This window comes from Salmonirosea aquatica (assembly GCF_009296315.1).
Lineage (GTDB): Bacteria > Bacteroidota > Bacteroidia > Cytophagales > Spirosomataceae > Salmonirosea > Salmonirosea aquatica.
This window is the reverse complement of record NZ_WHLY01000002.1, coordinates 5251758-5272168: the sequence shown is the minus strand read 5'-3', so window position 1 is coordinate 5272168 and position 20411 is coordinate 5251758. Positions and strand designations below refer to the sequence as shown.

The following is a 20411-nucleotide window of genomic DNA, read 5'->3' as shown; positions in this document are numbered from 1 at the left end:
GAAGTCAATTTCTTAAAGGATAAAAATATGAAAAATAATATTTTAAAGTTCAGCTGTGCGCTGATAGTCACGTTTTTAGTCAGCGGCTGCAACGATGAATTCCTGGAAAGGTACCCTCTGGATCAGATTACCAACGAGACGTTCTGGAACACCGAAAACGATTTGGCCGTATACAACAACAGCCTGTACAATCTGGTCAGAAACGATGTCGCCGTACCCATCCTGATGGGCCATACCGATGGCTTCAACAGCCACTTCGGCAATATCTGGGCTCAAGACGAGTTTTCGGACAATATGGCACCCCGTGAACCGCGGCACGTGCGGTTCCAACAGGTACGGGCTGGAAAACACAATGTACCCTCCAATCCCGAATGGTTCGGCTACCAGGGCTGGAATTTCATCCGGGCCATCAACGTAGGCTTGGCCAACTACGACCGGGCCGATATCCCTCAGGCTACCATTAACAAGTATGCCGGAGAAGCCCGGTTGTTCCGCGGCTGGTTTTATGGCGAAAAGGTCCAGAAATTTGGTGACGTTCCTTTCGTAGAACGTGAGCTGAACATCGACTCCGAAGAGTTGTACGCGGCGCGCACGCCCCGGGCCGAAGCGATGCAGAAGGTACTGGAAGACCTCACTTTTGCTGCCGAAAATCTACCGGCCGACTGGGGCGACGGCAATGCGCCGGGTCGGCTCAATCGCTGGGCAGCCCTATTGGTAAAAGCACGGATATGCTTATACGAAGGTACCTGGAACAAGTACCATGGAGCCGGAGACTCACAAATGTGGCTGGAAGAAGCCGCCAAAGCAGCTAAGGAAGTGATGGATAATGGGCCCTACCGCCTGTACATGACCGGCCATCCCGAAAGCGACTACAATGCCTACCACCGCATTCTTGATCTAACCGGCAATCCCGAGGTTATGGCCTGGCGAAAATACAAACTAGGGGTGTTTACTAACCATATCCAGGCTTATTTCGGCTACACGGGAGGGGCTACCAAAAGTCTGGTAGAGGATTACCTCTGCACCGACGGCCTACCCATAACACTTTCACCCCTGTACAAGGGCGACGAAACCTTTGAAGATGTGTTTGAAAACCGTGATCCCCGCCTCCGTCAGACGATTCTGCACCCCGACGATACGGACATCTACCGCTATGACCGCGAAGACGGACGTACCTATCCGAGACTGGCGGGCAATCCGGGAGGCGGGTTTAAAACCACTACGGGCTATCACATCATCAAGCATTACAACGCCGATGACATGATTGGCAAGGCATATAATACGGCCGAATCGCCCGCTATTATTCTGCGTTTTGCCGAAGTCCTGCTGACGTACGCCGAGGCCAAGGCCGAATTAGGTACCATCACGCAGGCAGATCTGGATGCCTCGATCAACAAGTTGCGTGACCGGGTGGCGATGCCGCACCTGATGCTGGGCAATGTACCCGTCGATCCGCGCTATACCGCCGATGGCATCACGCCGCTGATCGCCGAAATCCGCCGGGAGCGTCGCATCGAATTGTTTATGGAAGGCCATCGCTACAAAGATCTTAAGCGCTGGAAGCAGGGCAAAAAACTCGAGATACCCGACATGGGTATGCGGTGGAGCGAAGCCAATAAGGCTCGATTCAGCCCCACGACCATGGAAACCAGTATTGACCCGGTTTCGGGCAAGGAGTACATCGACGTATATAAAGGTACCGACTGGGCGAACCCGGTATTCGATGAGAGTAAGCACTACCTCTGGCCCATTCCGCTCAATACCCTGGCCCAAAACCCTGCGATTGAGCAGAATCCGGGCTGGGACTAAAGACCTACCCGATTGGCTACTTAACGCTTTCTGAACTTAAAAAGCAACCTACCAAAAAGCCTGCCGAACCCAGTTGAAACTGGGTTCGGCAGGCTTTTTAATTTTATAAATTCTTACTGGTTAAACGATTAAGCCTGGAAAAAATCAGTGTAGCTCGGACTAGAATCTTTTTGATTAAAAAAATTCAAGCAGACCCATTAGATCGCTTTCCAATATAGCTTCTAAACTGAAATTCGATCCACAGAACCGGAACAGTTTAGAACTTTCCAGCTGCCAGCCCAAACACCTGCGGTTACCCGGTCTCCACCAACTCCACTACACCATTGAAAGCTTCAACGGGTTGCTTGCTACCTTGATCCAGTCCTGGAAGGAGCAAAGGCAGAGGAAGTAAAGTTCAGCGGATTTGAAGAGCTAACATAAAGAATTGAGACTCAATAGTACTATCGGCAACAGAAAACGTATCGAATTAAAGTCATCCTTCATTTAACTACGTACCCTATGTAATAAATTATCAAAAAAACGGCAGTAGCCAGGCTACCACCGTCAGGTCAAATCACTGAGCATCCACTCGCCAAAGTACCAGCTCAGCAATGTAAGTTCCTATAAGTGAACCTTTAACCTTTTACAAATTTATGAAAAAAAATGCTACCAGAAAATCTGGGCGCATCCTGCTGCGGTATGCAGTAGCGTGCCTCAGCCTCATTCCCCCCTTAGGGAATGTCTCCTACGCCCATCCTTCAGACACGAACGCCAGTCGTTCGGAATCGCCAAAAAGACTAATAAACGGTACGGTAAATGATGAAAACGGCGGTGGGCTTCCGGGCGTCAGCGTGGTGATCAAAGGTACCACCCGGGGTACCACCACCAACGGCGAGGGCAAGTTTCAAATTGACGTACCCAACGACAACACCACGTTGGTTTTCAGTTTTGTGGGCTATGCCTCCAGGGAGGTTGAGGTAGGTACCCAGAGTGTCATTAACGTAAGCCTGGCCATTGAAGATAAGGTACTTAGTGAGGTAGTTGTGGTGGGCTATGGTACCCAGCAGAAGGTAAACCTGACCGGGGCCGTGGGCGTGGCCGATGCCAAGCGGCTCGAAAACCGCCCCATCGCCAATGCGGGCGAGGGCTTGCAGGGCGTGATCCCCAACCTGAACATCGGTATTCGCAATGGTGACCCCTCCCAGCCGACGACCTTCAATATCCGGGGGTACCAGTCGATCAATGGTGGTGCACCGCTGATTCTGGTGGATAACGTACCCATGGACATCAACCGCATCAATCCCAACGACATCGAGAGCATCAGCGTCCTGAAGGACGCTTCAGCCGCGGCCATTTACGGCGCCCGGGCGGCCTTCGGCGTAGTGTTGGTAACGACCAAAAGTGGCAAGGCCGGCAAGGTACAGGTCAATTTTGGAGCGCAGACTTCGCTGGCCAAGCCCATCTTCAACATGGATGTGGTGACCGACCCTTACGAATTTGTTCAAGCCCGTAACATGGCCAATATGCGGACCAGCGGAAGCCCTTCCTACAACGAAGATTTTGTGGCCGCTACCAAAAAGTACTCCGAGAATCCTATTCCGGCCAATGAGTGGGGTGTGGTCAACGGTACCCTCCAATATTATGGCTTCAACCACTATCAGGATAAGATTATGACTGACTACGCGCCCACCAACCAGCAGGATCTGTCGATCTCGGGGGGTGGCGACAAGTCGAAGTTCTTTTTCTCCCTGGGACGGTACAGTAAGGATGGGTACCTGCGCATGAACAACGAGAAGTTCAAGCGCTACAACATCCTGATGAAGGCCGATTTTAAGGTAAACGACTGGCTCAGCTTTGACGAAAAGGTGGTGTTCAACTCACAGAATAGCGACAAGCCCCACTTTTACAACTGGGATGTAAACATCAATTCGCTGGCGCGGGTGAACCCGATCATGCCCGTGCAGTTTCCCGATCTGGAATATTACGTCACGCCCGGCGACCACGACCAATACGCGCAGTACATCGGCAAGTACTTCGGCGGTACCAATTTCTTCCCTTACCTGCAGGATGGCGGACGGCAGACATTCACCAAGAATGACATCTGGCTGACGCAAGGCATGACATTGACACCACTGCCTGGTTTGAAAGTTACCGGTAATTTCTCCTACAACCTCTACAACCAGATGGATCAGGACGTGCAGAGCAAGGTGGACATTGTGGATGCCAACCTACTGGCCAAGACGCCGATCAGCAACGGTTTCAGTGGCGACGACTGGATCGAGAACCGGAATACCTACAACCAGTATTACGTGTTGAATGCTTTTGCTGAGTATACGGTACAAAATCTGGGAAAACACAACGTCACGGCGCTCGTGGGCTTCAACCAGGAACGAGGTCTTAACCGCTACGTATACGCCCAGGCCCGCTCGCTGATCACTCCGCTCGTGACGGACCTGAACGCCACCACGGGTGTGCAAAAAACGAACGGCAGCAAGTCACAGGTGGCGCTGCGGGGCGTCTTCTACCGCCTAACCTACAACTACGACGACCGCTATCTGGTGGAATTCAACGGCCGCTACGACGGCACCTCGCGTTTCCCCAAAGATAGCCGCTTTGGCTTCTTCCCCTCGGTGTCGGCGGGTTGGCGGCTCAGCAACGAAGGCTTCATGGCGGGTACCACCAGTTGGTTGGACAACCTGAAGCTGCGCGCTTCCTACGGTACCTTGGGTAATCAGACCATTGCCGACAGAAACGGCAATCAGATTTACTATCCTTACGTATCCACGATGGGTACCGGACAGTCGCCCTATATGTTCCAGACCAGCGCCATCCCTTACGTGTCGGCCCCCGGACTGGTAAGCCCATCGTTGACCTGGGAGTCCGTGACCTCCAAAAACCTGGGCCTGGACGTGACGCTGCTCAAGAGTCGGCTTGATTTCTCGTTCGACCTCTATACCCGCGACACCAAAAACATGCTCATGAATGTTTCCTACCCCGACATTCTGGGTACCAGCGCGCCCCAATCCAACGCGGCAGACCTGCGTACCAAGGGCTGGGAACTCTCGCTGACCTGGCGCGACCGCATCAAAACCGACTGGAGCTATGACGTGACGCTGGCCCTGGCCGACGCCCAGGCTACCATCACCAAGTTTGAGAATCCGTCAGGGGCCCTGCCCAACAACAGCAGCATTTACTACGTAGGCCAGAAGCTAGGTGAAATCTGGGGGTACGAAACGGTGGGGATTTTCCAGACCCAGGATGCCGTCAAGAATGCTCCCGACCAATCGCGCATTGGTAACAACTGGCGGGCGGGCGATATCCAGTACGCCGACCTGAATGGCGACGGCTTCATCAGCCCCGGCAAGAATACGCTGGCTGATCCGGGTGACCGCAAGATCATTGGGAATTCGACGCCCCGCTATACCTTCGGGATCAATGCCAGCCTGGCCTACAAGAACTTCCGGCTGACGGCCTTCTTCCAGGGCATCGGCAAGCTCGACTACCTACCTGACAATGGCAACTGGAACTGGTTCTATCCCTTCAACGCGGGTCACGTCGAGAAGTACTTCATCACCGACACCTGGACACCCGAGAATCCTGACGCCTACTTCCCTGCCGCTCACATCTCGACCAGCGATAAGAAAAACGTGCAGGGTCAGTCGCGCTATCTGCAGAACGCCGCCTACATGCGGGCCAAGAATATCACGCTCACCTACTCCCTGCCTACTAATGTGGTGAGTAAAGTCGGCATGAGCCGGGCGCAGATTTTCGTATCGGGCATGAACCTGTTCGAGATCACCAAGATCCGCAAGCCGCTCGATCCCGAAACCATTCAGACGCCCACCATCGAGTACCCTATGCAGCGTATCGGTACCCTGGGAATCAATGTATCATTTTAATCACCGCTGATAGCTGTTGGCCAATGGCTCATGGCTTCATTCTGCTGGAAATATGTGCCTTGGAATTATTCAAATAAGCTAAGCGCCAACCGCTATCAGCCAACAGATTTTTAAACTAATCACTATGAAAAAGATACTTTTAAAACTGGGTCTGGGCTGCCTGATGGCCGTAGCGGTCAGTGCCTGCAACGATGATTTCCTGGAAAGGTACCCCCTGGATCGCATTACCAATGCTACCTTCTGGAACACCGAGAACGACCTCGCGGTATATAATAACAGCATTTACGATCTGGTGCGGGTAGAACCCAACGTACCTATTCTGCAGGGCCACAACAATGGCTTCGACAGCCACTTCGGCAGCATCTGGAACCAGGACGAACTCTCGGACAACATGGCTCCCCTAGAACCCCGTCACCTGTTCTTTCAACAGATCCGGAGTGGCAAATACACCGTTCCCTCCAATCCCGACTGGTTTGGCTACCGGGGTTGGGATTTTGTCCGGGCCATCAACGTGGGTCTGGAAAACTACGGCCGTGCCAATGTCACGCAAGCGGTTAAGGATAAGTACATCGCCGAAGCCCGTCTGTTCCGCGGCTGGTTTTATGCCGACAAAGTGGCCAAATATGGTGATGTACCCTGGGTAGAGCGCTCCCTGAATATCGATTCGGAAGAGCTTTACGCCGAGCGCACTCCCCGCGAGGAAGCAATGAAAAAAATACTGGAAGACCTGAATTTCGCCACCGAAAAACTGCCCGCCAGCTGGGGCGACGGCGGTGCCCCCGGTCGGGTAACCCGCTGGGTGGCCCTGCTAGCCAAGGCCCGGATTTGTCTCTTCGAAGGTACCTACCGCAAGTACCATGGCGGCACTGACCCCAACATGTGGATTCAGGAAGCCGCCAAAGCTTCGCAGGAAATCATGGACAAGGGCCCCTACCGCCTCTATTCCACTGGCCATCCCGAAACCGACTACAACGCCTACCACCGGATACTGGACCTGACGGGCAACCCCGAGGTCATGTACTGGCGCAAGTATAAGGTAGGGGTGTATACCAACCACATCCAGTCCTATTTCAGCTACACGGGCGGAGCCACCAAGAGCCTTGTGGAAGACTACCTCTGCACCGACGGGCTGCCTATTTCCCTCTCGCCCCTGTATAAGGGAGACGCCAAGATCGAGGATGTGTTCGAGAACCGTGACCCCCGGCTACGGCAGACGATCCTGCATCCGGCCGATGCCGCTTTCTACAACTACCATCTGGGGGATGGCTTGCCTTACCCCGGCTCAACGGCATGACGGGTGGCTTTACGACGACGACGGGCTACCACATCATCAAGCATTATAACGCCGCGGACATGATCGGCAAAGCCTACGACACCGGCGAATCACCGGCCATCATTATGCGTTTTGCCGAGGTACTGCTTATCAATGCCGAAGCCAAGGCCGAGTTGGGAACGATCACGCAGAATGATCTGGACCTAACGATCAATAAACTCCGCGACCGTGTGAAGATGGCCCACCTGGATATGGCCAACGTCCCTGTGGACCCACGCTACGCCGGGGATGGGGTGTCGCCGCTGATCCAGGAAATCCGTCGCGAGCGCCGGATCGAGTTGTTCATGGAAGGGCAAAGGTACCCCGACCTGATGCGCTGGAAGCAGGGCAAGAAACTGACGGTTCCGGCGATGGGAATATTGTGGGACGCCGCCGCCATCGCCCGTTATCCCAAAGCACTCGTAAAATCGAAGAAGGATCCCGTTTCGGGCAAAACCTACATCGATGTGTACCAGGGTACCGACTTCGCCGTTCCGGTTTTCGACGAGGCCAAGCACTACCTGTGGCCTATTCCGCTCAACACGCTGGCCCAGAATCCCAAGATCAAACAGAATCCGGGCTGGCAGTAAGGTTAATTGCGAATGAGTGAATGATAGCATGAGTGAATAAAAAATCTATCATTCCATCCTTCATTCATAATTAAACAGGCCGTCTCAATAGCATTAGAATTGCTGTTGGGGCGGCTTTCTTTTTTATACAAAACATCCCAATCTCCATGAAAAAAATGATCCGCTTTCGGGCCACAATGAGCGGCTTTTCAACCATTTTCCTGCTTGTTTTTCCATTCCTAACCACCCTCGCGCAGACCATTCCCGAGCCGCCCGCGCAGCACCCACGCCTGTTGATGATGGCGGGAGAAGAAAAGCAGATCCAAAAAACGATCGACACCGACCCCAACTGGCGAAAGGTACACGAAGCCATTTTGGCCGAATCGGATCATCTCATCGACTTACCCCCGATCGAACGCATCCAGATCGGGCGGCGACTGCTGGACAAATCGCGGGAAGCCCTCCGGCGGCTTTTTTATTTGAGCTACGCCTACCGCCTGACGGATGATGTTAAGTACGCCCGACGCGCCGAAAAAGAAATGTTGGCCATCGCCGGTTTCAGCGACTGGAATCCCACCCACTACCTCGATGTAGGCGAAATGACCATGGCGATGGCCATCGGGTACGACTGGACCTACTCTACCCTTTCGCCCCAATCACGCCAGGTGATCAGCCGGGCCATTATCGAAAAAGGGCTGAATACTTCCCTGGATGAGCGATACAACAGTTGGCTGCGGGCGACCAACAACTGGAATCAGGTATGTAATGCGGGGATCACCTTCGGTGCCCTGGCGGTGTACGAAGACGAGCCCGATCTGGCCAAACAGCTTTTCAAACGGGCCATCAACTCCATCAAGCTACCCCTGGAAGACCTGGCCCCGGACGGCGCGTACCCCGAAGGCTACGGTTACTGGAATTATGGCACCACCTTCCAGGTGTTGTTTCTGAGCGCCCTGGAAAAAGCCTTTGGCAGCGACTACGGGCTTTCGCGGCAGCCCGGCTTCATGGCCACCGCCCGCTACTACGAAAACATGACCGGCCCCACGGGGTACTCTTTCAATTATAGCGATGCGGGTGGAGGACGCGGCAGCCTGAGTCCGGCGATGTTCTGGTTTGCGCGGAAAAGCAACGACCCTTCCTTACTCTGGATTGAAAAAGGGTACCTGCAGCAGGACGATCCCGCGCGCTTCACTCGAAACCGCGTGCTACCCGCTATCATGATCTGGGGCGCAGGTACCCCCTTGGACAAAGCTACCCCACCCACTAAAAATCTCTGGACCGGCCAGGGCAAAAGTCCCGTCGCGCTGATGCGCACTTCCTGGACCGACCCGAACGCCATTTATGTGGGTTTCAAAACAGGTACCCCCTCGGCCAGTCATGCCCATATGGACATTGGTTCATTTGTGATGGAAGCCGATGGTGTACGCTGGGCCCTGGATCTGGGAAGTCAGGAATACGAATCACTGGAATCCAAAGGGATGAATATTTGGGGGAAAGAGCAGGACGCCCAGCGCTGGACGGTGAAACGCTACAACAATTTTATCCACAATACCCTCACCGTCAATGATCAGTACCAAAAGGTGCAGGGCTACGCCAAAATCACGAAATCAGGCGAGAGCAAGCAACTGAAATTTGCCGTATCGGACCTATCCGATGTGTACGAAGGCCAACTCGCCGTCGCGCAGCGGGGAATTGGCATCGTCGACGATGCTTTTGTGGTAGTGCGCGATGAGATAAAGGTACCCGATCAAACCACCAAAGTACGCTGGGTGATGCTGGCTCCCGACGACGTGAAAATCAACGGCAATAATCTGGCGGTTTTATCGAAAGATGGCCAGCAACTCACGCTCCGGGTGGACCACCCGGCCGACGCCAAACTCCAAACGTGGAGCACCGCTCCCACCACCGATTACGACGCTCCCAACGAAGGTACCCTGCTGATTGGCTTCGAGTACGAGGTACCTTCCGGAAAATCCCAGGCTTTACAAGTAAGTCTTTTGCCCCAAAAAGTCGTCAGTACTGGTAAGAAGTTCGATAAACCCCTTAATCAGTGGCAACCGTAGGAGGGTACCCATAGGTTGTCTTCCACCCGTTTGAAAAACTATGAAATTTTTATTTTCCTTTTTGACGGCCTTTGCGCTCGTTTCATGGGCACAGGCTCAGGTGACACCCCGCAACATCCTAAGGCAAAAATATGCTTTGAACCAAGTCAAGCAGGCCTTAATACCTAAAAATCAGTACCATCCCTATCCCGCTACTCCCGCCGAATGGAAAAAAGTGGTACCGGATACAGTGCTGCAAGCGGTGATCAAGGCGGGAGAGGCGGCCCTGGACTATACTTTTCAGCCTGTCACGGCCACAGTTTCGCTGGATTTTGTACGTACTGGCGATCGCGAAAGACATCGGGGCGTAGCCTATACTAAACGTTACGCCCTCACCGACCTGCTGCTGGCCGAAAGCGTGGAGGGAAAGGGTCGCTTTATGGAAGCCATCCTGAATGGGGTCTGGTCGATCTGCGAAGAAAGTTTCTGGGGGTACCCGCGCACATCAGCAGCACCGGCCTGCCCGACGTGGAAAATCCGGTGGTGGAATTGTTCAGCGCCGAAACGGCGGCGCTGATGGGCTTGGCGGACTACTTTGTGGGCGACAAGCTCGACGCCATCAACCCTTTGGTGCGCAAACGGATATACTACGAAACCAACCGGCGCATCTTTGAGCCGATGCTTACCCATTCGGGACAGTACAGCTGGATGAGCACCACCCGCCCGGTCAACAACTGGAATCCCTGGATTATGTCCAACTGGATATCGGCCACCCTGATGCTGGAACAGGACGAAAACCGACGAGCCGATATGATCCACCAGGCCATGCTGGGGCTCGACCTGTACCTCAACGGCCTGGGCGAAGATGGTGGCTGCGACGAAGGCCCCAGCTACTGGACCGCCGCCGGAGCCAGCGTGTACGACTGCCTCGAGCTGCTGGGCAATGCCTCCCGGCAGAAAATCCAGATCTACGATCTGCCCCTCATCCAGAAAATGGCCTCCTACTTTTACAAAGTCCATATCGACGGCCATTATTTCGTCAATTTTTCCGACGCCGACCCCAAGCTACGTCCCGACGGGCTGTTATTGTACCGTTTTGGCAAAGCACTCAACGACCCACAGATGGTAAGTATGGGGCAATGGGCTTTCCGAAAATTTCCCGAACGTACCCTGGAACTGAATGGTCACCATCGGCCGCGCAGTCTCGAAAATCTGCTCACCATCAAGAATATGGGTACATCGGCTGCGGACTACGTACCTGTGCGCGATGCCTGGATTTCGGATATCCAAGTCATGACCGCCCGGGCGGACAACGGTTTTGTGCTGGCTACCCACGGTGGCCACAATGCCGAGAGTCACAACCACAACGACGTAGGCGATTTCCTGCTTTATGCCAACGGCGAGCCGGTGATCATCGACGCCGGGCGCGGCAACTACACCGCCCGTACGTTTTCGCCCCAGCGCTACGAGTTGTGGTTCACGCAGTCGCAACACCATAATCTACCCATAATCAATGGCTACGGCCAGTCGGCCGGTCGTTCTTCGGAAGCGACGGAGGTCAGCAGTACCCTTTCTGAAAAGGAGGCAGTTCTGAACATGAATATTGCCAACGCTTACCCTGACGAAGCCGACCTTGCTTCCTGGAACCGGAAGGTAGCCTTGAATCGCCAGAAGAACCGCCTGGAAATCACGGATGCCTACACCATGCGGCAAAAGCCGACCGCCATTCAGCAGGTGTTCATGACCATCTGCGAGGTGGATACGCAGGTACCCGGCAAGGTCGTATTGACTACCCCTACCCGACAGACCTACGTACTGCACTATGACCCCAAACAGTGGAGCGCGGCTACCGAATTCCCATCAACGGAGGGCATGGAGTACAGCAGTTTCAAGACCAAATGGGATGGGCATCCAGTGCAACGGATTTTGCTGACCAACAAGACTCTGAAAACCAAAGACCAGTTTGTATTCACTTTGGAGAATCAAAAAGCAAGGTAGGTACCTGCCCACGGTTATTTCTCAAAAGTCCATTTTTCGCATTTTCAATTCCTAGCCCCACATGAAAAAAATCGTTTTGCTTACCCTCTTCCTGAGCAACTGCTTTCTGGCACAGGCCCAGATCACTCCCCGCAATATCCTGGCCCAAAAATATACCCAAGAGCAGGTGCAACAGGCGCTGGTACCCTACGGCCAGTACAAGCCCTACCCCACCACTGCGGCTCAGTGGAAAACCGAGGTACCCGACTCCGTACTCAGCCAGGTAGTAGAGGCAGGGGAAGCCCAGCTCGACTACGTTTTTCAACCCATTTCGGCTTCCATTTCGCTGGATTTCGTGCGCTCTGGCGACCGTGAACGCCACAGCGGTATCTCATTTGGTAAGCGCAATGCACTCATGGAACTCATTCTGGCCGAAAGCATGGAGGGCAAAGGGCGGTTTACCGAAGCCATCCTGAACGGCGTGTGGTCGATTTGTGAAGAAAGCTACTGGGGGGTACCTGCGCACATCGGCCGCACCGGCCTTCCCGACGTGGAAAGCCCGATCGTGGATCTCTTCACCGCCGAAACCGCCAGCGTTCTGGCAATGGCCGACTATTTTGTGGGCGATCAGCTGGATAAAATCAATCCGTTGGTGCGTAAGCGTATCTACCACGAAACCAATGTCCGCTTCTTTACGCCCATGGTTACCCACGGCGACGAGTACGGCTGGAACAGTCCAAGCCGCCCGGTCAACAACTGGAATCCCTGGATTATGTCCAACTGGATATCGGCCACGCTCATGCTGGAAAAAGATCAAAGCCGCCGGGCATCCATGATTCATAACGCTATGGTCGATATGGACCGCTACCTCAATAGTCTGGGCGACGACGGGGGCTGCGATGAAGGCCCCAGCTACTGGACCGCCGCCGGAGCCAGCGTGTACGACTGCCTCGAAATGCTGGACGAAGCCACGAAGGGAAAAGTGAATATCTATGATAATCAGCTCATCAAAAATATGGGGGCTTATTTTTACAAAGTCCACATCGATGGCAACTATTTTGTAAATTTTGCCGATGCCGACCCTACCCTGATTCCCGATGGACTGCTGCTCTATCGGTTCGGCAAGGCCCTTGACGACCAACGTATGGTGGACATGGGCCGTTGGGCAGTCGGGAAATTTTCCAGCCGCGGAACGGCAGTCACGGGTTTTCACCGTTTCCGTTCCATCGAGAATCTTTTGACGATTAAGAAAATCGATAAAACCCTACCCGCTTACGACAAAGTCCAGGACGCCTGGCTGTCGGACATTCAGGTACTGACGGCCCGCGATGCCGATGCTGATTTCTTCCTCGCTACCCACGGCGGGCATAACGCCGAGAGCCATAACCACAACGACGTGGGTGATTTCATCCTGTATTCCAGGGGCGAGCCGGTAATCATCGACGCCGGGCGCGGTAATTATACCGCCCGCACTTTCTCGGCCCAGCGCTATGAGTTATGGTTTACGCAGTCGAACTATCACAACCTACCCATTATCAATGGTGTCGGTCAGAAAGCGGGTCGCGAGTTCGAAGCTACCGAAGCCAGCAGTACCATCAACGACAAAGAGGCAGTACTAAACATGAATATTGCTAAGGCTTACCCCGCCGAGGCCGGGGTCGCCAGTTGGAAGCGCCGGGTAGCTCTGAATCGGGCCAAAAACCAGGTGGAGATTCTGGATGACTACGTCATGCAACAGAAGCCGACTACGATCCAGGAAGCTTTCATGACTATCGCCGATGTGGATACCTCTACGCCCGGTGTGGTCAGCCTGACCACACCCGATCGGCAGACTTTTGTACTGAAATACGATCCGAAGAAATGGAGTGCGTCCAGCGATTTTCCCTCAACGGAGGGCATGGAGTACAGAAGCTTCAAAACCAAGTGGAGCGGCCATCCCGTGCAGCGGATTTTACTGACCAACAAAGACTTGTCCCAGAAGGGAAAGCATAGCTTTGTGCTGAGCAAGAACTAGGGGGTACCTTCGTACCTACTATTTGCGCACTTTGCCCATAGTTAATTGATTTTTGAGCTCGGCATTGCGACGCATCAAATCGAGGTTGTCTTTCTGAATGGCGACCAGTCTGGTTTTCAGCGTAGGCAGGGTGGTATCTTTGGCTTTTGACAAAGCGATTTCATTGACCAGATCGGTATAGCTGGTCACGATGGTTTCGTAAAAAGGCTGCTGATACACCGTTTTGAGGTCGTTGGTCCATGTGTAAAAGGGAATCAGGGCCTGTGACTCCACCACGGGTGCTTTCTGAATTTTGATCACGAGCGAATCGGCATGGTCGGTATGCTGTACAAATTCTTCAATCCGGTCGTTGGTCAGGGCCGTTTCGCGGTTGTGAATTTTGGGAATTACCACGAACAGATAATAGAAAATCAAAGCAACCAGAATCATCATAGCCAGGTAGCTCAGGGCAAAATAACCGATCATACGGGACCGTTCGGCTTTGTTGATGGCGCTCATGCAGAAGTAGGGTACTTTTTGTTCAATAGATCATTAATTGGGCAGATTCAGCAAAGCTTGCTCCACCATCTGGTTTTGGGTTTTTAGCTCCGCGTTCTGTGCTTCAAGCTCCCGGACCCGACCCGATAGCCGATTCACTTCGTCGGCCTGCAAATGCCGGCGGCCCAGCAGTTTTTGATGGAGCAGCAACCGAAACTCATAGTTCCGTACAAGTTTGGCGGCCAGCACCGCCGGAGGCGAACCGGTTCCCCCATAGCGTGCTTTGATGCCCGACAGTTGCTTGTCGAGCTGGGCCGAGGCTAGCGCAATTGCGCTTTGATTGTCCGCGGCCAGGGTCGCCGACACGTAGTTCCGGTACAGGCTGTCCAGTACCTTTACCTCGGCGCGGAACTCGCTTTCCTTTTCCATACTGATGGCTTTTACTCCGGCATCATACCGCAGCGGCTTGCTTAGGGCATAAAACAGTAGGCCGCCCCCTGCGAGCAGCACCGATGTGACTACGATAAATCCTTGTGATCTGTTCATAACAGCCTGTGGCGTTGTAAATCAGCGAGGGCACCTTTGGCTATCCGATCAAAACCGTCGGTAAGCCCACCATGATGGTACCCCCGTGCGCGGTGGTGTCGCCCATCCGGGCCGCGGGCATTCCACCAATCAAAACGGTAGGTGAGCCCATCGCGATGAGGTCCGGCGGGCCCGTGCATACGCACATCCCGGTAGCGGTGGCGGCCGGTAAACCGCCGATCAAAACGGTAGGTACCCCGGGGGTAGTATCGGCCCACCCACGTGCGGCACCACGCCGGTGACCATCGGACAAACGTGCATATCTCCTACGCGTGCGGCGGGTAATCCCATGATAGTGCTTGGTTATATTGTTGCAAATATTTCATTATAAAACAATTACCTATTCCTTCAAAAAGCAAGTAGCATTACCAACGCCACCCGGCGATAAAAGCTATCGGCCATCAGCCATCGGCTCTCTTTCAGGCAATGTCCCAGCGGCTGGTTGATTCCACATAGGGCAGGGCCAGCAAACTCTGGCATACGAATTCAAGAAAGTCCAGGAACCCCTTCACGTTATCGAGCAAAAGGGTACAGTCATTATGATCATAACCCGCCGTAAGGACGCTATCAATCATGGAATCCATCAATGATTTGGTTACCTCAGGTACCTGACGGTTGAACTTGGTGGTACCTCCCACGTTGTTACGCATATACTGATACAAGCGGGCCAGACTGGTTTCAGGCAGGCAGTCCAGGGCGATTCGCATCGTACGGGCGTAGCGCATGAGGCTCGTGACGAAATAGACCGGAGGCTGCTCTTTGGCAATCATCCGGTAGTCGTCAAGTACCTGCAGGCCCGTCAGCACAAGTTTGTCCATGACAGCGCTGATATCTTTGGCTACTCCCGACGCATTCTGCATGCCGTTGATTTTGCGCAGCGTCAGCAGGGCCGACTGGTGGATGCTGTTGATTTGCTTGCCGCAAGTTTCGTAGTACCACAGCAGGTTTTCGCCGAAAACACCCGTCGTGGGCGGAATGTAGTCGTAATCTGGAGAAAACAACTGCCCCTCGAACCGTACCCGGAAAATGGGTAGGGTGTATCCGTCGGCGATGGTTTCGTGAGCCGAAAGCAATTCCAGCATGGGTTTCAGCACCCGGTGCGGCCGGCGGAGCGGCAGTTCTTCGGTATCGTACTCACCGGCTTCCACCAGACTGGCCAGGGAAATCCGCAGGACGATATAGAAAATCCCTACGCTGCCCAGGCGACTGCGGTAGTCCAGCAGTGATAGGCTGACGCTATCGGGATCGGCACCCGCGTTCCATTCCACCCGCAAGCCGCCTGGCGTGATGGCCCGGCAGGCGAGCAGTTGAATGGTATCACCCATCACGCTCACACTGATGCCCGCGCCCTGTCCGTCCTCGGCGGGCAGAAGTCCATAGTTATGGCCATTTACAAACACGGCCGCTGTATCGCGGATAGCGTCCCGGATGGCCTGGTCATGGGCCGACAGGTGGCTTTGGGTGATTTTCATGCCATCACGCCAATTGACAAACTGATATGCTATGCCGGGAAGTACCATCGCTATGGGGTAAATACTTGATTTTGAAGTTGCTTATTGCTCACTATACGCATAAATGTGTTCGTTGGGAAGTACCTGGTTTTCAAGCAGGGTTTTGTCCATGTCCAGGTACTGTTTCTTCCGTGGCGTCACGGATTTGTACAGAACCCACTCCAAGGGAATCTTGCCATTGAGGTACTGGATAGGCTTTTTGCTGTATTCGCGGTGCTTGTTGTGAAAGGAAATGAAGTAATGGAACAGTTCGCCTACAGACACGTTGGTGGGAAACTCCACCTCGTAGCCCTCGAAGGGGCCGTTTTTTCCCGTGGGTAGGGGCGTAAAATTCATCGTCACCCGCATGGGTTCTACCGGATGCAGCCGGGGTACCGGCAGGTGGGCAGGGAAAAGCCAGGATTTGTATTTCAGGGCCGGAATGCGCATCCAGAGTCCGTAGGAAAAAACGAGCAAAATGGGTACCCAAAAGGTCAGCAAGGCTACCCAAAAATAGAAAACGGAAATTGGGGTACCCGTAAGCAATCCATACAGCAAAGAAAATGCCGCCACGCCGAATAAGAAAAGCGCCAGACCCATGAGCGACACAACCTCGATTCGGGGACGCTGCCAGCCGGTCAAGGTCAGGGGTGCCAGAACCAGGTAGAGGATTCCCAATAAGGCCGCGCCCAGCGTCACCAGCAGGAAGCTGACGTTCAGGGAACTGATCTTGATCGCCATGAAGGCCAGCCCGGCAAAAAGTACAAGATCCCAAACGATCCAGATGATCACCCGCACCACCGAAAGCGTGCCGCGTTTTAAATAAAACAAACCGCCCACCGCCGCCATACCCAGGATGAGGCTAATTAGGGCAGGCAGCATGAGGTCGAATGTCAGGTACTTCATAGGTCATGTTTATTAACCAAGAATCGTCGAATAGCCCAGGACCGCCGCTTCCCGGGTGCGGTTGATCCGAAACTCGCCCTCGCCGGGCAGGAGCTGCATCACCCACGATATTTCCACGGGCAGGAGCAAATCACACAAAAAAGACAGCAATCGGTAGTTCCTGCCCAGAGGTAGGTGTTGCCGGTAGTGCGTCATATCCTCCATTGGCACGGGACCTACCCTGATCCTGACGCAATTTTTATCCCGGTACGAATCGAACGGAATCCAGTTTACGCCTAAGGTACCCCTCCGAGCGACGGGTAGGTACCCGTTGTGGCCACGCCGGCTAGGGTACCTTCGGGTTCTTCGGCCGTTGACCCGAACGCGATGTGCACCGGATGGCCCAGGATTTTTTCAAGGTACCGGCCACAGGCCGGATAGTTTCCACTGAGCTGATGCGCTTCCATCGTAATTTCCAGCAGCGTTGCTTTTTGAAAATCCGTCAGTTCCAAATCGAGTTTCGGCCAGAGTACTTCGTACAACTCCTGACTGTAACGCGCGTAAGTATCCGTAATCGACTGGTGTTCAAACTGCTCCACGGTCAGCCGCTGGCGCCCGAACTCGGCATCGAACGGCAGGAAAAAATTGCGGGCATCCCGGTATTCCGAATCGTGCAGCTCGGCATCTTCCAGCATCACCTCGGTGGTACGTTCGGCCCGGTCGATGGTGGGCTGAAAAATAAGACCCGCCGGAATCATGTCGGTTACGCCTTCCCGCCGCACGTTGACTTTGATAAAATTCCGCGCTTCGTCCTCGTAGTCAAATCCCTGCGTGAGGTCATGTACCTCCCGGGCGAAAGAGCGCTGAAATCCGCCTTCGGGAATGATGAGCGTGTTTTCGGCCGTACCTACCCCTGCCTCGATCAGCTCGCGCACCACCGCCTCGGCCCGGTAATCGACCGCCACCAGCCGTAGCACATCCGATAAGTCTTGTACATCCATCATACTTTCCACGAAAATCCTTCGACCTGTACAAATAAGGGCAGCACGCCCGTCGAGCATTGTTCTAGTTTATTTTTCACCAATTGCGCCTGCTTCAACCAGAATTCCTCCGTTTGCTTTTGGGAAGGGATAGGTACGATACCGACTTCCAACACCAGCCGGACTCCTTCTCTGGCCCCCTCCCCAATGCTCAGGTTTTTGCGAACCGTCACCCGCTCGGCCGAATCACCCAGCACACTGCGCGCGATTGTCCTGAAATCCTCTACCGTTACAGCTTTCCCCCGCGTCAGGATGGCTTCCCGGAACGCCCCCTGCATCTGACCCTCGTCCAGCGGATCGCGCCCGCCCGAAGAGGGTACCATGAGCAGGGCAGCATCGGTCTTGAGCTGATTGGTGGGTTCGGGCTTGAGCTTGGTTTGCGCCGCCAAACCATTCCCCCGACTTCCCAGCGACGACCAGAAATGCACATCCAGCACGCTACCCTGCGATCGGGTCCGAACCAGAATATGGAGCAGGGGGAGCTGGTGCGTAAACGTGTCCAGATGCTCGCGCAGTTTGGTAATGCCCCGGTTGATCGTGTCCAGATGCGTGGTCAGGATAGAATTGTCCAGGGCATTGAAAGCCGCCAGATCGTCGCGCAGGTGGTGCGTCACATCGGTCAGTTTCTCGAAGGCATCGCGGTGGTCGAACCGGGCCACATTTCGTTTTCTCAGGGAATAGACATTATCTCCGCTGAGCGGAGAATGCTGCCCGACGGGAGTCAGTTCTTCGCCATCACCATTCATCACCCGATCGATGGCCAGAAACCCCGACTCCTCTGTGAGGGCAAACACATTGAACAGCGGTTGTAGCTTGCCCCGTTGCCGGACCAGCTTGCGATTGACCGCCGGAAAGCAGTTGGTGGCTATTTCCAAACGGTCGAGCGCTTCGGGCGTGAGCGCCGCTGGCGCTACCATTTTAAGCCAGAACAACTCCTGCTGAAACAGGGCTTTTTCGGCAGGCTCCAGGGTACCCTCCCATGCTTCGGGATATTTTTTCAGTTGTCGTTTGTCGGTCAGAGGTAGGTGGTCGAGCGTGACAAAATGAGGCGCATAAAAATTCTGCACCGTTTCTTCGTACCGAGCCATGTACCCTGCCTGTGGGCCCGACGCATCGCTGGTTGAGTAGATCCCTTGGCGGACTGACACCGGAATGGGAAGCCGGGCCAGCGATGCATCGCGGCCGTAAAAAAACTTCACCGAAGCCGTGTAGGAAAGAAAACGCGCCCGCTCGGCGAGTGCGGACCAATTCAGGAAAAGTACCAGGGAGTCGACTTCACCCACGGTAGGTGGCTCGATCCCGATCCATACGGTATACGCTCCCACGGATTTCCCACCATTCAGCCGGATTACCGTTTCCCGCGAACTACCGGCACCTACCTTGTCGATGCGGCTGCCGGTGGCGATGTACTGTAGGGTAGCACCTGACAACTCAAAGGTACCCGCCGAGGAAAAAACCGCACTATCGCTCCCCGCTGCCAGAAACTGGTCGCGGGGCTGTACTTCCGCCGGACCCGTGACGGGACGCGCCATGAGTACCGTATGCGCGGGCAGAATGCCCGTGATCACCTCGGGTAGCACCGTTTCGACCATACGCTTCACCACACGACTCCGCGCCACTTCCAGTTCATGCCATACCTTCTCGGTTTCTACCGCAAAAGCGCCAAACAGCAAGTCCACGAGCGGATCGAACGAGCCATTTTTCAGGTCGTTCTCGTCCAACCCCCACTGCCGGGCAGCTTCGGCCCGCAGGCGCTGCTTGATGGATGCACGGTTTTCTACGATGGGCATGGGTTGTTGCGTTAAATATGGGCGAAATGTTCCACCTGAGCCCAGTCATTTTCGTTGGGTAATCCTCTATAACGGGGAATTACGTATTGATCGAACCCACCAATGCGTTGCTCCACAGCTTTTTCCATTTTGGCCCTACCTCCAAAGGCCGTCATATTCTCAATTTCCATAAAGTGTTTTTGCATTCCGGTTCGGCCGATGTAGGCGATCACCTCTTTGCTAACTCTTATTTTCAAGCGCCAACTTAGGTTCGACCAACTGGTAAGCACCGCAAGGTTATCTCTCACGTTGGCTTTTTTGTGCGCTTCTGAAAAATTACCGATTGTATGCAGCGCGTTCATCAGGTTCGTCATGGTAGGAGCATCTACCCAAAATGCCCCGAATCGCCGATCGTTTTTTCTTGAGATGAATCTCCAGAGTACGTACCCTACAGGCAACACAACCGTCAAGTATCCTCCCTCGAAGCTAGCTTTTGCTTCGGGATTCATTTCTTCTCCCTTGTCTATGGGGCCTGGGTATATTTTACAGTTCATGCGTTTGAGT

16 protein-coding genes and 1 pseudogene are annotated in these 20411 nt (G+C 54.1%); 8 read left to right on the top strand and 9 right to left on the bottom strand.

Annotated features, from left to right (window positions below):
- Window positions 1–27: 27 nt before the first annotated feature.
- The 8 genes from GBK04_RS22730 to GBK04_RS22705 all read left to right on the top strand — a co-directional run bounded on the left by GBK04_RS22730 (window position 28) and on the right by GBK04_RS22705 (window position 13601).
- Window positions 28–1809, top strand: a complete 1782-nt coding sequence (locus GBK04_RS22730) for a RagB/SusD family nutrient uptake outer membrane protein (protein ID WP_152763683.1) — start codon at window positions 28–30, stop codon at window positions 1807–1809.
- 632 nt (window positions 1810–2441) lie between these two features.
- Window positions 2442–5687 carry a SusC/RagA family TonB-linked outer membrane protein gene (locus GBK04_RS22725; RefSeq protein WP_152763681.1) on the top strand — a complete coding sequence of 1082 codons (3246 nt, stop codon included), beginning with the start codon at window positions 2442–2444 and terminating at the stop codon, window positions 5685–5687.
- Between the two features lie 124 nt (window positions 5688–5811).
- Entirely contained in the window at window positions 5812–6981 is a 1170-nt protein-coding gene (locus tag GBK04_RS22720; protein WP_373331239.1) for a RagB/SusD family nutrient uptake outer membrane protein, read from the top strand.
- On the top strand, window positions 6978–7589 hold the full coding sequence (locus GBK04_RS30965; protein ID WP_373331238.1) for a RagB/SusD family nutrient uptake outer membrane protein: 612 nt from the start codon (window positions 6978–6980) through the stop codon (window positions 7587–7589). The genes GBK04_RS22720 and GBK04_RS30965 overlap by 4 nt, the downstream gene beginning before the upstream one ends.
- Window positions 7590–7735: 146 nt before the next feature.
- Window positions 7736–9631, top strand: a complete 1896-nt coding sequence (locus GBK04_RS22715; RefSeq protein WP_152763679.1) for a heparinase II/III domain-containing protein — start codon at window positions 7736–7738, stop codon at window positions 9629–9631.
- Window positions 9632–9671: 40 nt separating this feature from the next.
- Complete coding sequence (locus tag GBK04_RS30960) at window positions 9672–10187, top strand: hypothetical protein (RefSeq protein WP_373331237.1); 516 nt, start codon at window positions 9672–9674, stop codon at window positions 10185–10187.
- Entirely contained in the window at window positions 10139–11608 is a 1470-nt protein-coding gene (locus GBK04_RS22710; protein WP_373331236.1) for a heparinase II/III domain-containing protein, read from the top strand. Before GBK04_RS30960 ends, GBK04_RS22710 begins: the two co-directional genes overlap by 49 nt.
- Before the next feature lie 61 nt (window positions 11609–11669).
- The gene (locus tag GBK04_RS22705) at window positions 11670–13601 is read left to right on the top strand and encodes a heparinase II/III domain-containing protein (RefSeq protein WP_152763677.1); all 1932 of its coding nucleotides are present in this window, start codon (window positions 11670–11672) and stop codon (window positions 13599–13601) included.
- An 18-nt stretch (window positions 13602–13619) separates the two neighbouring features.
- Here the strand turns inward: GBK04_RS22705 and GBK04_RS22700 are convergent, their stop codons facing one another.
- The 9 genes and pseudogenes from GBK04_RS22700 to GBK04_RS22660 form a co-directional block, all read right to left on the bottom strand.
- Window positions 13620–14099, bottom strand: a complete 480-nt coding sequence (locus tag GBK04_RS22700; RefSeq protein WP_152763675.1) for a hypothetical protein — start codon at window positions 14097–14099, stop codon at window positions 13620–13622.
- 33 nt (window positions 14100–14132) lie between these two features.
- A complete protein-coding gene (locus GBK04_RS22695; protein ID WP_152763673.1) occupies window positions 14133–14624 on the bottom strand; it encodes a hypothetical protein in 492 nt (163 codons plus the stop codon).
- A gap of 40 nt (window positions 14625–14664) precedes the next feature.
- Window positions 14665–14954: pseudogene (locus GBK04_RS22690) on the bottom strand (PAAR domain-containing contractile injection system baseplate protein).
- A gap of 128 nt (window positions 14955–15082) precedes the next feature.
- On the bottom strand, window positions 15083–16183 hold the full coding sequence (locus GBK04_RS22685) for a hypothetical protein (protein ID WP_152763671.1): 1101 nt from the start codon (window positions 16181–16183) through the stop codon (window positions 15083–15085).
- A 33-nt stretch (window positions 16184–16216) separates the two neighbouring features.
- Window positions 16217–17059, bottom strand: a complete 843-nt coding sequence (locus tag GBK04_RS22680) for a TssN family type VI secretion system protein (RefSeq protein WP_152763669.1) — start codon at window positions 17057–17059, stop codon at window positions 16217–16219.
- Window positions 17060–17071: 12 nt separating this feature from the next.
- Window positions 17072–17263, bottom strand: a complete 192-nt coding sequence (locus tag GBK04_RS22675; protein ID WP_152763667.1) for a hypothetical protein — start codon at window positions 17261–17263, stop codon at window positions 17072–17074.
- Between the two features lie 71 nt (window positions 17264–17334).
- Window positions 17335–18042, bottom strand: coding sequence for a hypothetical protein (locus GBK04_RS22670; RefSeq protein ID WP_152763665.1), 708 nt, complete (start codon window positions 18040–18042; stop codon window positions 17335–17337).
- Window positions 18039–19868 (bottom strand): type VI secretion system baseplate subunit TssF, encoded by a 1830-nt coding sequence (locus tag GBK04_RS22665; protein WP_152763663.1) that lies wholly within the window; start codon window positions 19866–19868, stop codon window positions 18039–18041. Before GBK04_RS22665 ends, GBK04_RS22670 begins: the two co-directional genes overlap by 4 nt.
- A gap of 11 nt (window positions 19869–19879) precedes the next feature.
- Complete coding sequence (locus tag GBK04_RS22660) at window positions 19880–20401, bottom strand: hypothetical protein (RefSeq protein WP_152763661.1); 522 nt, start codon at window positions 20399–20401, stop codon at window positions 19880–19882.
- Window positions 20402–20411 lie beyond the last annotated feature (10 nt).

Excerpts from the sequence above, each read along its gene's own strand:
- GBK04_RS22730 (WP_152763683.1), top strand. The coding sequence starts at position 28 with ATGAAAAATAATATTTTAAAGTTCAGCTGTGCGCTGATAGTCACGTTT.
- GBK04_RS22725 (WP_152763681.1), top strand. The coding sequence starts at position 2,442 with ATGAAAAAAAATGCTACCAGAAAATCTGGGCGCATCCTGCTGCGGTAT.
- GBK04_RS22720 (WP_373331239.1), top strand. The coding sequence starts at position 5,812 with ATGAAAAAGATACTTTTAAAACTGGGTCTGGGCTGCCTGATGGCCGTA.
- GBK04_RS30965 (WP_373331238.1), top strand. The coding sequence starts at position 6,978 with ATGACGGGTGGCTTTACGACGACGACGGGCTACCACATCATCAAGCAT.
- GBK04_RS22715 (WP_152763679.1), top strand. The coding sequence starts at position 7,736 with ATGAAAAAAATGATCCGCTTTCGGGCCACAATGAGCGGCTTTTCAACC.
- GBK04_RS30960 (WP_373331237.1), top strand. The coding sequence starts at position 9,672 with ATGAAATTTTTATTTTCCTTTTTGACGGCCTTTGCGCTCGTTTCATGG.
- GBK04_RS22705 (WP_152763677.1), top strand. The coding sequence starts at position 11,670 with ATGAAAAAAATCGTTTTGCTTACCCTCTTCCTGAGCAACTGCTTTCTG.
- GBK04_RS22700 (WP_152763675.1), bottom strand. The coding sequence starts at position 14,099 with ATGAGCGCCATCAACAAAGCCGAACGGTCCCGTATGATCGGTTATTTT.
- GBK04_RS22695 (WP_152763673.1), bottom strand. The coding sequence starts at position 14,624 with ATGAACAGATCACAAGGATTTATCGTAGTCACATCGGTGCTGCTCGCA.
- GBK04_RS22685 (WP_152763671.1), bottom strand. The coding sequence starts at position 16,183 with ATGGTACTTCCCGGCATAGCATATCAGTTTGTCAATTGGCGTGATGGC.
- GBK04_RS22680 (WP_152763669.1), bottom strand. The coding sequence starts at position 17,059 with ATGAAGTACCTGACATTCGACCTCATGCTGCCTGCCCTAATTAGCCTC.
- GBK04_RS22675 (WP_152763667.1), bottom strand. The coding sequence starts at position 17,263 with ATGGAGGATATGACGCACTACCGGCAACACCTACCTCTGGGCAGGAAC.
- GBK04_RS22670 (WP_152763665.1), bottom strand. The coding sequence starts at position 18,042 with ATGATGGATGTACAAGACTTATCGGATGTGCTACGGCTGGTGGCGGTC.
- GBK04_RS22665 (WP_152763663.1), bottom strand. The coding sequence starts at position 19,868 with ATGCCCATCGTAGAAAACCGTGCATCCATCAAGCAGCGCCTGCGGGCC.
- GBK04_RS22660 (WP_152763661.1), bottom strand. The coding sequence starts at position 20,401 with ATGAACTGTAAAATATACCCAGGCCCCATAGACAAGGGAGAAGAAATG.